At 70.2% G+C, this 12,368-nt stretch carries 10 protein-coding genes; 7 read left to right on the plus strand and 3 right to left on the minus strand.

Going from position 1 to position 12,368, the window contains the following annotated elements:
• The 3 genes from ACIOD2_RS05650 (at nt 1) to ACIOD2_RS05660 (ending at nt 2,410) form a co-directional block, all read left to right on the plus strand.
• Nucleotides 1-1,050, plus strand: a complete 1,050-nt coding sequence (locus ACIOD2_RS05650; protein ID WP_400534761.1) for a FecCD family ABC transporter permease — start codon at nt 1-3, stop codon at nt 1,048-1,050.
• A 4-nt stretch (nt 1,051-1,054) separates the two neighbouring features.
• Nucleotides 1,055-1,861, plus strand: coding sequence for an ABC transporter ATP-binding protein (locus ACIOD2_RS05655; RefSeq protein WP_400534763.1), 807 nt, complete (start codon nt 1,055-1,057; stop codon nt 1,859-1,861).
• Between the two features lie 63 nt (nt 1,862-1,924).
• On the plus strand, nt 1,925-2,410 hold the full coding sequence (locus ACIOD2_RS05660) for a DinB family protein (protein WP_400534764.1): 486 nt from the start codon (nt 1,925-1,927) through the stop codon (nt 2,408-2,410).
• Here the strand turns inward: ACIOD2_RS05660 and ACIOD2_RS05665 are convergent.
• Nucleotides 2,397-3,719 carry a lysine N(6)-hydroxylase/L-ornithine N(5)-oxygenase family protein gene (locus ACIOD2_RS05665; RefSeq protein WP_400534765.1) on the minus strand — a complete coding sequence of 441 codons (1,323 nt, stop codon included), beginning with the start codon at nt 3,717-3,719 and terminating at the stop codon, nt 2,397-2,399. The two genes, ACIOD2_RS05660 and ACIOD2_RS05665, sit on opposite strands and share 14 nt — an antisense overlap.
• A 115-nt stretch (nt 3,720-3,834) precedes the next feature.
• Here ACIOD2_RS05665 and ACIOD2_RS05670 point away from each other — a divergent pair, with 115 nt between their 5' ends.
• A complete protein-coding gene (locus tag ACIOD2_RS05670) occupies nt 3,835-4,779 on the plus strand; it encodes a methionyl-tRNA formyltransferase (protein WP_400534766.1) in 945 nt (314 codons plus the stop codon).
• Nucleotides 4,780-5,898: 1,119 nt separating this feature from the next.
• Here ACIOD2_RS05670 and ACIOD2_RS05675 read toward each other — a convergent pair.
• On the minus strand, nt 5,899-6,381 hold the full coding sequence (locus tag ACIOD2_RS05675; protein ID WP_400534768.1) for a GNAT family N-acetyltransferase: 483 nt from the start codon (nt 6,379-6,381) through the stop codon (nt 5,899-5,901).
• On the minus strand, nt 6,378-8,015 hold the full coding sequence (locus tag ACIOD2_RS05680) for an ABC-F family ATP-binding cassette domain-containing protein (RefSeq protein ID WP_400534770.1): 1,638 nt from the start codon (nt 8,013-8,015) through the stop codon (nt 6,378-6,380). Before ACIOD2_RS05680 ends, ACIOD2_RS05675 begins: the two co-directional genes overlap by 4 nt.
• A gap of 148 nt (nt 8,016-8,163) precedes the next feature.
• Here ACIOD2_RS05680 and ACIOD2_RS05685 point away from each other — a divergent pair, with 148 nt between their 5' ends.
• From ACIOD2_RS05685 to ACIOD2_RS05695, 3 genes are all read left to right on the plus strand, one after another.
• Nucleotides 8,164-9,069 (plus strand): PaaX family transcriptional regulator C-terminal domain-containing protein, encoded by a 906-nt coding sequence (locus tag ACIOD2_RS05685; RefSeq protein ID WP_400534771.1) that lies wholly within the window; start codon nt 8,164-8,166, stop codon nt 9,067-9,069.
• A 2-nt stretch (nt 9,070-9,071) separates the two neighbouring features.
• Entirely contained in the window at nt 9,072-9,851 is a 780-nt protein-coding gene (locus tag ACIOD2_RS05690; protein WP_400534773.1) for an enoyl-CoA hydratase/isomerase family protein, read from the plus strand.
• 121 nt (nt 9,852-9,972) lie between these two features.
• On the plus strand, nt 9,973-12,228 hold the full coding sequence (locus ACIOD2_RS05695; protein WP_400534775.1) for a glycosyl hydrolase family 18 protein: 2,256 nt from the start codon (nt 9,973-9,975) through the stop codon (nt 12,226-12,228).
• Nucleotides 12,229-12,368 lie beyond the last annotated feature (140 nt).

Genomic DNA, 12,368 nt, shown 5'->3' on the forward strand with positions numbered 1-12,368 from the left:
ATGGCCTTGCTCCAAGCGCGACGCACCTTCCGGCTCACGACACCGCCGGTGTCGGGCCGGTTCCGGCCGCGGCTCCTGGTCGTCTGCCTCGTGCTCACCGTGCTGACGTTCGTGCTGTTCTGCGTGGGCATGACGATCGGCGACGTCCCGATGAGCGTGTCCGACGTCCTGTCCGGCCTGTTCGGCGGCAGCGACAGCGGAAACGGCTACATCGTCCAGGAACTGCGGCTGCCCCGCGCCCTCACCGGGCTGCTGGCCGGGATCGCGTTCGGCGCGTCCGGCGCGGTGTTCCAGACGATCACGCGCAACCCGCTGGCCAGCCCGGACATGATCGGCATCAACGCGGGCGCGGCCACCGCCGTGGTCGCCGGGATCTCGTTCGGCTTCGGCGGCGGCCTCGGCACGACGACGCTCGGGCTGTTCGGCGGCCTGTTCACGGCGGTTCTGGTCTACGCACTCGCCTGGCGGCGCGGCACCACCGGCTACCGGATCCTGCTGGTGGGCATCGGGATCTTCGCGATGTGCACCAGCCTGACGGACTACCTGCTCAGCCGCGCGCAGATCACCGAGGCCCAGGCCGCGATCGGCTGGATGGTCGGCAACCTCGCCAACCGCGGCTGGGAGCACGTCATCCCGTTGCTGTGCGCACTGCTGGTGCTGCTGCCGGTGGTGCTGGCGCTGTCGCGGTGGATGAGCACGCTGCTGCTCGGCGACGACGTGGCGGCCGGGCTCGGCACGCCGGTGCAGCCGGTGCGGCTGGGGCTGCTGCTGGCCGGCGCGGGGCTGGTCGCGTTCGCGACGGCGTCGGCGGGTCCGATCTCGTTCGTCGCCCTGACCGCGCCCCAGATCGCGCAACGGCTGGCGAAGCTGTCGTCACCGCCGATCACGGCGTCCGCGCTCACCGGCGCGGTCGTGGTGCTGGGCAGCGACATCATCGCGCGCGAGATCACCGCGTCCGCGCTGCCGGTCGGCATCGTCACCGGCGTCATCGGCGCCCCGCTCCTGCTCTGGCTGCTGGCCAGGGCCAACCGATCCGGCTCCGGAGGCTGAGCACATGACATCGGACGCCCCCTCGCTGCGTGTGGAGCAGCTCCGGGTCGCCTACGACGACCGGGTGGTCATCGACGGCCTCGACCTCGACATCCCGCCGGGTGAGATCACGGCGATCATCGGCGCCAACGCCTGCGGGAAGTCGACGCTGCTGCGCACCATCGCCCGGCTGCTGACACCGAAGTCCGGCGGTGTGTTCCTCGACGGCCGGTCGATCCACGACCTGCCGACCCGCGAGGTCGCCCAGCGGCTCGGCATCCTCCCGCAGTCGCCGGTGGCGCCGGAGGGCATGACGGTGGCCGACCTCGTCGGCCGCGGCCGCGCACCGCACCAGAGCTGGTGGCGCCAGTGGTCCACTTCGGACGAAGGCGCGGTGCACGACGCGCTGGCGGCCACCGGGATGACCGACCTGGCCGACCGTCCGGTGGACGAGCTGTCCGGCGGCCAGCGCCAGCGTGCGTGGATCGCGATGGCGGTCGCGCAGGGCACCCCGGTGCTGCTGCTGGACGAGCCGACGACCTACCTGGACCTGGCCCACCAGATCGACGTGCTCGACCTGGTCGTCGACCTCAACCGGGACGAGGGCCGCACGGTGGTGATGGTGCTGCACGACCTGCCGCAGGCCTGCCGCTACGCCGACCACGTGATCGCGATGAAGGCCGGCCGGATCGCCGCGTCGGGCAAGCCGGTCGAGGTGATCACCGAGGAGCTGGTCGAGGAGGTCTTCGACGTCCGCTGCCGGATCACCCCGGACCCGGTGAGCGGGACGCCGATGGTGATCCCGATCAGCCGCCACCACCCGGCGCCGTAGAAGCCGCGCTATCCTGGGCTCTCGCCGGTTCCGGCACTCTCCCCGTTCAGGAAGTTGAAGCCCGTGTATGCGCTGCCCGAAAAGACTGCCGGCTTCGAGCGTGAACTGCTCGAGGCCATGCTCGACCGCAACCGCCTCGCACTCGTCGAGAACGCACGGGGCCTGTCGGAAAGCGACGCCCGGCGGCGGCTGGTCCGGTCGCTGACCACACCGATCAGCCTGGTCAAGCACGCCGCCGTCGCCGAGCGCCGCTGGTTCCAATGGCTGGTGGCAGGGTTGGACGAGTCGGAGTGCGACGGCCCGTCGCAACCCGGGGACGCAAGTTTCGCCGTCACCGAAGACGAGACGGTGGCCGACGTGATCGCCGAGTACGAGCGGGCGAGCGGGCGGTCCCGCGAGATAGCGGCGAGCCGCTCGCTCGACGACCGGTGGACGCACCCGGTCGTCGGCGAGGTCAGCCTGCGATTCATCTACCTGTTCCTGATCGAGGAGTTCGCCCGCCACACGGGGCACGGCGACATCCTCCGGGAGCAGCTCACCGCGCGCTGACCGCGTACGCTCCCTGCCGCGGCAGTGACGCCGCCCGCCGGTCCACAATGGACTGCAGGATCTCGCCCACGCGCACCGCGGTGTTGGACAGCAGCGACGACGTGATGCCGTGCGTGTGCTCGGTGCCGCCCTGCAGGTAGATCCCGCCGCGCAGCACGGGTTCCGTCGTGATCCGGTAGTCACGTTCGACGCGCAGCCTGCCCTCGTCGTCCCGGCCGCAGCTCGCGCCCAGCTCACCGAGCAGCGGCGTCGGGTCGGCGGGGCGGTAGCCGGTCGCGTAGACGACGGCGTCGGCCTCCAGCACCGTGCGCTCGCCCGTGGTGAGCGACTCGACGGTCGCCGAGACGGCCGTGCCGGTGTCGTCCACCTCGACCGGGCGCGAGACGTTGAACAGCCGCAGCCGCTCCACGCCCAGCACCTTCTCGCGGTAGACGCGCCGGTAGAGCTCGTCGATCAGCTCGACGTCGACGGCCGAGTAGTTCGTCGCGCCGTGGTAGCGCATCAGGCGGTCCTTGACCGGCTCACCCGCGCCGTAGAACTGGTCGACGGCCTCCGGGTCGAAGATCCGGTTGGCGAACGAGCTGTCGTCGGCCGGGCTGTAGCCGTAGCGCGCGAACACCGCGCACACCTGCGCGTGCGGGAACTCGTCGTGCAGCAGCGCGGCCACCTCGGCGGCGCTCTGCCCGGCACCGACCACGACGAACCGCTTCGGCTCGGTCTCGCGGAGGCGTTCGACGCGGAAGAGCAGCTCGCTGTTGTGCCAGATCCGCTCGCCCGCGGTGACCCCCTCGGGCAGCTGCGGCCGCAAACCGGTGCCCATCACCAGGTTGCGGGCCCGCAGCGAGCTGCCGTCGGAGGTCTGGACGTCGAAGAACTCGACCTCGTCGCCGTCGTACACCGGCTTCACGGACACGACTTCGGTGCCGTACGAGACGACGTCGTCGACCTTCGCGGCCGCCCACTCGAAGTAGTCGTGGAACTCGACGCGCAGCGGGAACAGGTTCTTGTGGTTGATGAAGTCCACGAGCCGCCCGGCCGAGTGCAGGTAGTTCAGGAAGCTGAACTCGCTGGTCGGGTTCCGCATGGTGACCAGGTCCTTGAGGAAGGAGACCTGCATGGTCGCGGTGTCGATCAGCATCCCGCGGTGCCAGCCGAAGCGGGGCTGCCGCTCCAGGAAGTGCGCGGTCACCGGCTCCCCCTGGCCGGCGTTGTGCTCGGCCAGCGCGATCGCCAGGGCCAGGTTCGAAGGCCCGAAACCCACCCCGACGACGTCGTAGATCGGGACCTGTTCGCCGGCCTCTGCAGTCATGTCGCTCCCTCGCACACTCCGGTAACGTTCAGGGAACCCTAACCTAACTTAGGCGAGCCTCGCCTAGTACGTTCGTGGTGATGTTCGTCCCCCGACTACGGAAAGGCACTCTCGAATGCGCGTGGCGATGTTCGGCTACCAGACCTGGGGGCACCGGACCCTCCAAGCGCTCGTCGACGCGGGCCACGAGGTCGCGCTGGTGGTCACCCACCCGAAGAGCGACCACGCGTACGAGCGGATCTGGGCCGACTCGGTCGCCGACCTGGCCGAGGAGAACGGCATCCGCGTCCTGCTGCGCAACCGCCCGGACGACGACGAGCTGCTGGCCGAGCTGAAGACGGCCGACCTCGACCTGATCGTGGCGAACAACTGGCGCACCTGGCTGCCGCCGGAGATCTTCGACCTGCCGCGCCACGGCACCCTCAACATCCACGACTCGCTGCTGCCGTCCTACGCGGGCTTCTCCCCGCTGATCTGGGCGCTGATCAACGGCGAGCCCGAGGTCGGCGTCACCGCCCACATGATGGACGGCGAGCTGGACGCGGGCGACATCGTGCTGCAGCGCGCGATCCCGGTCGGCCCGGCCGACACCACGACGGACCTGTTCCACCGCACCGTGGATCTCATCGCGCCGATCACGGCCGAGGCGATCCAGCTCATCGAGACGGGCTACACGCCGGTGCCGCAGGACCGGTCGAAGGCCAGCTTCTTCCACAAGCGTGCCGCGCGCGACAGCCTCATCGACTGGACGTCACCGGTGGCGGACATCGAGCGGCTGGTGCGCGCGCAGTCGGACCCGTACCCGAACGCGTTCGCCTACCACCGCGGCGAGCAGCTGCGGATCACGAAGGCGTCGGTCTCGCAGGGCCATTACGGCGGAACGCCGGGCCGCATCTTCATCAAGGAGGGTGACGGCGTCGTCATCGTCGCGGGCCCGGGCGCCCGCCGCGGCCAGTCCCCCGGCCTCCTGGTGGAGCGGGTCCGCACGGCGGACGGCACCGAGCTGCCGGCGGCCGAGTACTTCAAGACCATGGGCGGGTACCTGACCGACCGCCCCTGACGCATCAGCTGTCCTTGCCCGGCCCGGGCTCCGGACTCCGCGGCGTCCGGCAGCCCGGGGAGGGTCCGGACAATCGTGTCCTGCGCCCACCGCTCGCTGAACCCGGCCAAGAACGCGAGCCCGGCGAAGAACAACGACAGCTTCACGCCCGCCGGAGGGGTCGCGATGGGCAGCAGCCCACCGGCGACGAGCACGAACAGGACTGCACCGAAAACCGCGCCGATGATCGCCCGGAATGCACCCGAAAGCACGGTGACGAACCGCCCCTGATCGATGCCGACCTGAACCTTGCGGCGATTCGTGATGCGCACCATTACACTCACCATCGCTCCGATCCCGCCGCAAGCCAGGCACACCGCGACCGGCGAGCCCACCTCCAGCGCCGGCGACCGGGCGACGGTCGCGTAAACGCAGAGCGCGACGACCACAGCGCCGACGAAAATTCCGGCGAGGTACCGGATCAGCGCGGACTTCATCGCGGCGACGTAGGCGTACTGCTCGATCTGCTTGGTTTCCTTCTTCGCCGAATTGGCGGCGGTCGTGATGCGTTCCGCGTCGGCGGCGCTCCGGTTCTCGGGCGGCGGCATCGCGTCGAGCAAGGCCAGCATGTGCACCCCGGTGGTGTAGATGCCCTGGGTCAGAATCTCCTGGACGCGGCCGCGCAACAGCACCGCGTACTTCCGTTCGACCCGCCGGGCGGACCGGAACGCGTCGTCGAACTCGGTGGTGCTGTAGCTCGGGTTGTAGAACAACCGCGTTTTGTAGACCGACCCCGGAGACCACCGGCCACGGGAATTGGCCACCAGCAGCAAGGCAGCGGGGAATTCGAGTGCGTAGTACTCCTCGTGGATCTTTCCCTGGTTCTCCACGAAAGCCGCACGAAGCTTTTCGAACCGCGGGCGGCCGTCTTCTTGGTGGGCGACGATCAAGTCGTGCACCGAAGGTGAATTCGCGACCGGCTCGACGTTGTTCTCGTCCATTTCCCGACCTCCCCGTCCGATATCCCGCAGGATCATCCGCCGGTCGGGCTTTGTTACGGAAGACGGACCCCACCGCCGATTTCGCGACGAGGAGCACCCATTCGGCGGAGCCGGGTAACGAACCGGGTGCAGCGAAAGGTCAGAGCACCTTGACCATGGTGTCCGAGTCCGGCGAGCCCGCGCCGACGACCTCGTAGCCCTCCGCCAGGTACAACCGCTGCGCGAAGTTCTTCCGTTCGACGCTCAGGCTGACCCGGGCGATGCCCGCCGCGCGAGCCCGGTCCTCGACGGCCCGCATGAGCGCACGGCCGACGCCCTGCCCACGCCAAGCGGCCACCACGCCGAGGGACAACTCGGGGACGTCGGCGGCGACGAACCCGTACCCCGGGTCGTCCGCCGCGAAGAAGCGCAGCCAGGCCGCCCCGATCCGTTCGCCGTCCGCCTCGGCGACCACGCCGAGATCGTCCGGCCGCGGCCACCCGGCGACGTAGTGCGCGGTGTTCGGCGCTTCGAGGACCCGCCGCTTGCTCTTGCGCTTCCACTCGGGCGACCAGTTCACCGCCTCGACGAGCATGTCGGCCAGGAAGTCGGCGTCGTCGCGAGTCGCCTCGCGGAGGTTCACAGCTCGCGGACCTTGCCGTCGCCGACCTCGAACCGGCGCGTGACGTGCACGGCGTCGAGCATCCGGCGGTCGTGCGTCACCAGCAGGAGCGTGCCCGGGTAGCGGTCCAGCGCCGCCTCGAGCTGCTCGATGGCGGGCAGGTCGAGGTGGTTGGTCGGCTCGTCGAGCACCAGCAGGTTGACGCCGCGGGCCTGCAGCAGCGCCAGCGCCGCGCGCGTGCGCTCCCCCGGCGACAGCGTCGCGGCGGACCTCAGCACGTGCGCGGCCTTGAGCCCGAACTTGGCCAGCAGCGTCCGGACCTCGGCGTCGGGCAGCTCCGGGACCAGCCGCGCGAAGGCGTCCGCGAGCGGGACGTCGTCGAGGAACAGGCGACGCGCCTGGTCGACCTCGCCGACCACGACACCCGAGCCGAGCGCCGCGTTGCCCTCGTCCGGGGAGAGCCGGCCGAGCATCAGCGCGAGCAGGGTCGACTTCCCGGCGCCGTTCGCGCCCGTGATGGCGATCTTGTCCGCCCAGTCCACCTGCAGGTCGACCGGCCCGAGGGTGAACCCGCCACGCCGGACGACCGCGCCGCGCAGGGTGGCGACGACCGCGCCCGCGCGCGGGGCCGCGGCGATCTCCATCCGCAGCTCCCACTCCTTGCGGGGCTCCTCGACGACGTCGAGGCGCTCGATCATCCGGTCGGTCTGCCGCGCCTTCGACGCCTGCTTTTCGGTGGCCTCGCTGCGGAACTTGCGGCCGAGCTTGTCGTTGTCGGGTGCCTTGCGGCGGGCGTTCTTGACGCCCTTCTCCATCCAGCCCCGCTGCATCCGCCCGCGCGCCTCGAGCGCGGCCTTGGTGTCGGCGAACTCGTCGTAGTCCTCGCGCGCGTGCCGCCGGGCGACCTCGCGCTCCTCCAGGTAGGCCTCGTAGCCACCGCCGTAGGTGTTGACCTGCTGCTGGGCCAGGTCCAGCTCGACCACGCGGTCGACCGTGCGGGCCAGGAACTCGCGGTCGTGGCTGACCAGGACCGTCGCCGATCGCAGGCCGGTGACGAACCGTTCCAGCCGGGCCAGGCCGTCCAGGTCGAGGTCGTTGGTGGGCTCGTCGAGCAGGAAGACGTCGTAGCGGCTCAGCAGCAGCGACGCCAGCCCGGCGCGCGCGGCCTGCCCGCCCGACAGCGACGTCATCAGCTGGTCGAGGTCGACGTCCAGGCCGAGGTCGGCGGCCACCTCCCCGGCGCGTTCGTCCAGGTCCGCGCCGCCGAGGTCGAGCCAGCGGTCGAGCGCGGTCGCGTAGCGGTCGTCCGAGCCGTCCTCGCCCGCGGTGAGCGCCTCGGTGGCCTGATCGAGGTCGGCCTGCGCCGCCGAGACACCGGTCCGGCGCGCCAGGAACGCCCGCACCGACTCGCCTTCACGGCGTTCCGGCTCCTGCGGCAGGTGCCCGACGGTGGCGGTCGGCGGGTTCAGCCGGACCTCGCCGTCGTCCGGTTTGGCCAGGCCGGCCAGGGTCCGCAGCAGCGTGGACTTTCCGGCGCCGTTGACGCCGACCAGGCCGACGACGTCGCCCGGCGCGACCACCAGATCGAGCCCGGAGAAGAGGATGCGATCGCCGTGGCCCGCGGCCAGGTCCTTCGCGACGAGAGTTGCGCTCATGAGGTAGCCGAGTCTACGGGCACGTGGTGAACTGTCAGATCATGGTCAAATGACACCGACTGTGTGTGTCCGGTGGCGTTCTGATCACTGAGTGTGGGTAACCTGTTCGGTTGTCAGTCCCGCAGCGCAGTGAGGTTGGTGGAACAGCATGGGCGAGCCCCCGGTCACCCTCGGCCGCAGGCCGAAACCGAGGGAAGGCCGCGTGCCGGCGCCACGGCCGACGGTCAGCCGCCGCCGCGAGGTCAGCCACGCGAGCGCGCGCTCACTCCTGATGACCGTGCTCGGCGAGTACGCGCTACCCCGCGACAAGCCCGTCTGGACGTCGATGCTGGTCGAGGTGCTCGGCATCCTCGACATCGAGGAGAAGTCGGCGCGGCAGGCGCTGGCCCGCTCCGCCGCCGAAGGCTGGGTCGTCTCCGAGCGCGTCGGGCGCCGGGTGCGCTGGTCGCTGACGCCGCCGGGCCGCCGTCTCCTGACCGAGGGCGCCGACCGGATCTACGCGTTCGGCCGCGAAGAGCGCCCGTGGAACGGGCAGTGGCTGATGCTGATCGTGTCGGTCCCGGAGGCCAAGCGCGACCTGCGCCACCGGCTGCGCACCCGCCTGACCTGGGCGGGCTTCGGCTCGCCGGTCGCCGGCGTCTGGGTCAGCCCCGACCTGAGCCGCCAGCGCGAGGCCCAGCAGATCGTCACCGACCTGGGCCTGGAGGCACAGGCCATGTCGTTCACGTCGACCTACGGCGAGGTCGGCGAGCAGGAGACGATGGTCGCCCGATCGTGGGACCTCACCGAGCTGAAGGACCGCTACGAGGACTTCATCGACCGCTTCACCGGCCTGAACCCGACCGGCGGACGCGCGGTGCTGCGGGCGCAGACCGAGCTCGTCCACGAGTGGCGGCGGTTCCCGTTCCTCGACCCGCAGCTGCCCGCCGAGCTCCTGCCGGCGAAGTGGAGCGGGACGAAAGCCGGGGAACTGTTCCATCACAAACACGTCGACTGGCGCCCCGACGCCCAGCAGTATTGGGACGACATCGTCGAAGCCGAAGAAGCAGGGTGAGCATGACCGAGCAGGTCCGCCTCGACCACGACGGCGGGCTCGCCGTCCTGACCATCGACGCACCGCCGTTGAACCTCTACACGGCTTCCCTGCAAGCCGACCTCGCCGCGGCCATCGGCTCGCTGAAAGAGGCCCCGGCGCGGGCGCTGCTGATCCGCGCCGAGGGCAAGATCGTCAGCGGCGGCGTGGACGTTTCGCTGTTCGACGCCCAGGGCTCGCCCGCCGAGGCCAAGGTGCTGTTCGACGAGATGCTCGCGGTGCCCGACCGGATCGCCGCGCTGCCATTCCCCACCGTGTTCGCCGCGCACGGCCTGTGCCTGACCTGGGCGTTCGAGGTCGCCGTGGCCTGCGACCTCATCCTGGCCGCGCCGCGCGCGAAGTTCGGGCTGGTCGAGAAGGTCGTCGGCCTGACGCCGACCATGGGCGGCACCCAGCGGCTCGCCGCGCGGGCGGGTGTCGGGCGCGCCAAGGAGTTCGTGATGACCGGCGACACCTACGACGCGGCGACGATGGAGCGCTGGAACGTCGTCAACCGCGTCCTGCCGGACGAGGACTTCGACGCCGCGGCCCGGGCGTTCGCCGCCCGCCTGGCCGAGGGGCCGACCCGCGCCCACGCGGCGACCAAGCGCGTCCTCGACCACTTCTCCGCCGGCGGCGTCCCGGAGGCCAACGCGCACATCACGGCGATCGCCGCGGAGCTGTTCGAGACCGAAGATCTCCGCAACGCCGTGAAGTCGTTCCTCGCCGACGGCCCGGGCAAGGCGACGTTCTCGGGTCGTTAACAGTCCGTTCGGACAACGGTTGCCGCCGTTCGGGCGTGCGTGGATCTCCGGGCACCGGGTTACATTCGAATGTGGTCTAGACCATCACATTCGTCTGCTTCGTGTCGCTTGGAGAACCGCCATGAGACGCACTCCCGTACGACTACGCTCCGCGCTCGCCGCCCTCCTGATAGCCGCGGGCGGCATCGCGGCGCTGGCCCCGCCCGCCGCCGCTGCCGGTTCGCTGACCGCGACGCTCGCGCTGAGCGGCACGACCGGCACCTACACCGTCGCCAACACCGGAACCGCGTCGGTGAGCAACTGGGCGATCACCTTCACACTGCCGGCCGGTGTCACCGCCAGCACCGGCGACAACGGCACCGTGACGCAGAACGGCACCCAGGTCACGCTGACCCCGGCGTACTACATCGCGACGCTGGCGCCGGGCCGCACCACCTACCCTTACAACCCGACGTTCCGCCTCAGCGCGGCCGCGACGCCGACCCAGTGCCGCGTCGACAACGCGAACTGCGACGGTTCACCGGACACACCACCGAGCGCGCCGGCCGGCTTGCGGCTCGTCGCGAAGACGACGACCACGGCCGCATTGGCCTGGAACGCGTCGACGGCCGGCTCGCTGCCGGTCACGGGTTATGACATCTATCAGGGCACGACGTTGGCCGCCTCGGTGACCGGCACCAGTGCCACGATCAGCGGGCTGACGCCGAACACGGCGTACTCGTTCACGGTGAAGGCCAAGGACTCCAAGGGCACCGCGTCGCCCGCGAGTGCCGCGCTCGCCGTCACGACGAACAACCCGGCGAACGACACACAGGCACCCACCGTGCCGGGCGGCCTGCGGTCGACGTCCGCCGACGCGACTTCGGTGTCGCTGACGTGGACCGCGTCGACCGACAACACCGGCGTCGTGAGCTACGACGTCTACCGCGGGACGACCCTGGCGACGACGGTCACCACGACCGCCGCCGTCGTCACCGGGCTGGCACCGTCCACTTCGTACACGTTCACGGTGCGCGCGCGGGACGGCTACGACAACGTGTCGGCGCCGAGTGCCGCCGTCACCGCGAAGACCGGCGACATCGTGTCCGGCTACGCGAAGGTCGGCTACTTCGTGCAGTGGGGCATCTACGGCCGCCAGTACTTCGTGAAGAACCTCGAGACGACCGGCGCGGCCGCGAAGCTGACGCACCTGCTGTACGCGTTCGAGAACATCGACCCGGTGAACCTGACGTGCCTTTCCGGCGTCACGAAGGGCACCACGGCGAACCCGCAGGACCCGAGCCAGGGTGACGGCGCCGGTGACGCCGAAGCCGACTACTCGCGGCCGTTCGCGGCGGCCCAGTCCGTCGACGGCGTGGCCGACACCGGCTGGGAGGCGCTGCGCGGCAACTTCAACCAGCTCAAGAAGCTCAAGGCGAAGCACCCGAACCTGAAGGTGCTGGTTTCCCTGGGCGGCTGGACGTATTCGAAGTACTTCTCGGACGTCGCGGCCACGGACGCGTCGCGCAAGAAGTTCGTCTCGTCGTGCATCGACACGTGGATCAAGGGCAACATCGCGTCCTACGGCGGCGCGGGCGGCCCGGGCACCGCGGCCGGGATCTTCGACGGCATAGACATCGACTGGGAGTGGCCCGGCAGCGCCGACGGCCACCCCGGCAACCACTGGAGCCCGAACGACAAGAACAACCTGACCGCGCTGATGGCCGAGTTCCGCACGCAGCTGGACGCCTACGGCGCGACCACCGGCAAGCGGTACCAGCTGCAGGCCTTCACGCCGGCGGACCCGGCCAAGGTGGCGTCGGGCTGGGACCTGTCGAAGATCTTCAACTACCTGGACGTGGCGAACGTGCAGGGTTACGACTTCCACGGCTCGGGCAGCGACAACTCGTGGGAGCCGAACCGCACCGGCCACCAGGGCAACCTGTACGCCGACGCGGACGACCCGTACAACTTCCATTTCAGTGCCGAAGCGGCGATCAACGCGTACACGAACGCGGGCGTCGATCCACGAAGGCTGACGCTCGGCCTGGCCTTCTACGGCCGGGGCTGGCAGGGCGTCACGGATGGCGGAAAGCACGGCGAGTGGCAGTCGGCGACCGGCGCGGCGCCGGGGCAGTTCGCCGAGGAAGCGGGCACACGCGGGTACTCGAACCTGATCGCGAGCGTCCCCGGGTGCACGGTCTACCACGACACGGCGGCCGTCGCGACGTCGTGCTACACGGGCAACGGCGGCCAGTGGTGGACGTTCGACGACGCGTGGTCCATCGCGGCGAAGACGACCTGGCTGAAGTCCCGCGGCCTGCTCGGCGTGATGGCGTGGGAGATGTCGGGTGACAACGGGACGCTGATGAACGCGGTCAGCGCGGGTCTCGGCTAGCGGCACGGCAATTCAGCCCGCTGAACGGAAAACGCCTTCCGTTCAGCGGGCTGAACATTTCGCCGTTTCTTTCCTTCACGACACGAAGAAAGGCTTTCCCCGCTCTTGACTGACGATGGTCTGGACCATGAAACTGTCCA

It is taken from the genome of Amycolatopsis sp. NPDC088138 (assembly GCF_044741685.1).
Lineage (GTDB): Bacteria > Actinomycetota > Actinomycetes > Mycobacteriales > Pseudonocardiaceae > Amycolatopsis.

Bases quoted from the DNA above. Each gene is read 5' to 3' on its own strand.
- ACIOD2_RS05655 (WP_400534763.1), top strand. From the start codon at position 1,055: ATGACATCGGACGCCCCCTCGCTGCGTGTGGAGCAGCTCCGGGTCGCC.
- ACIOD2_RS05670 (WP_400534766.1), top strand. From the start codon at position 3,835: ATGCGCGTGGCGATGTTCGGCTACCAGACCTGGGGGCACCGGACCCTC.
- ACIOD2_RS05695 (WP_400534775.1), top strand. From the start codon at position 9,973: ATGAGACGCACTCCCGTACGACTACGCTCCGCGCTCGCCGCCCTCCTG.
- ACIOD2_RS05665 (WP_400534765.1), bottom strand. From the start codon at position 3,719: ATGACTGCAGAGGCCGGCGAACAGGTCCCGATCTACGACGTCGTCGGG.
- ACIOD2_RS05685 (WP_400534771.1), top strand. From the start codon at position 8,164: ATGGGCGAGCCCCCGGTCACCCTCGGCCGCAGGCCGAAACCGAGGGAA.
- ACIOD2_RS05650 (WP_400534761.1), top strand. From the start codon at position 1: ATGGCCTTGCTCCAAGCGCGACGCACCTTCCGGCTCACGACACCGCCG.
- ACIOD2_RS05680 (WP_400534770.1), bottom strand. From the start codon at position 8,015: ATGAGCGCAACTCTCGTCGCGAAGGACCTGGCCGCGGGCCACGGCGAT.
- ACIOD2_RS05690 (WP_400534773.1), top strand. From the start codon at position 9,072: ATGACCGAGCAGGTCCGCCTCGACCACGACGGCGGGCTCGCCGTCCTG.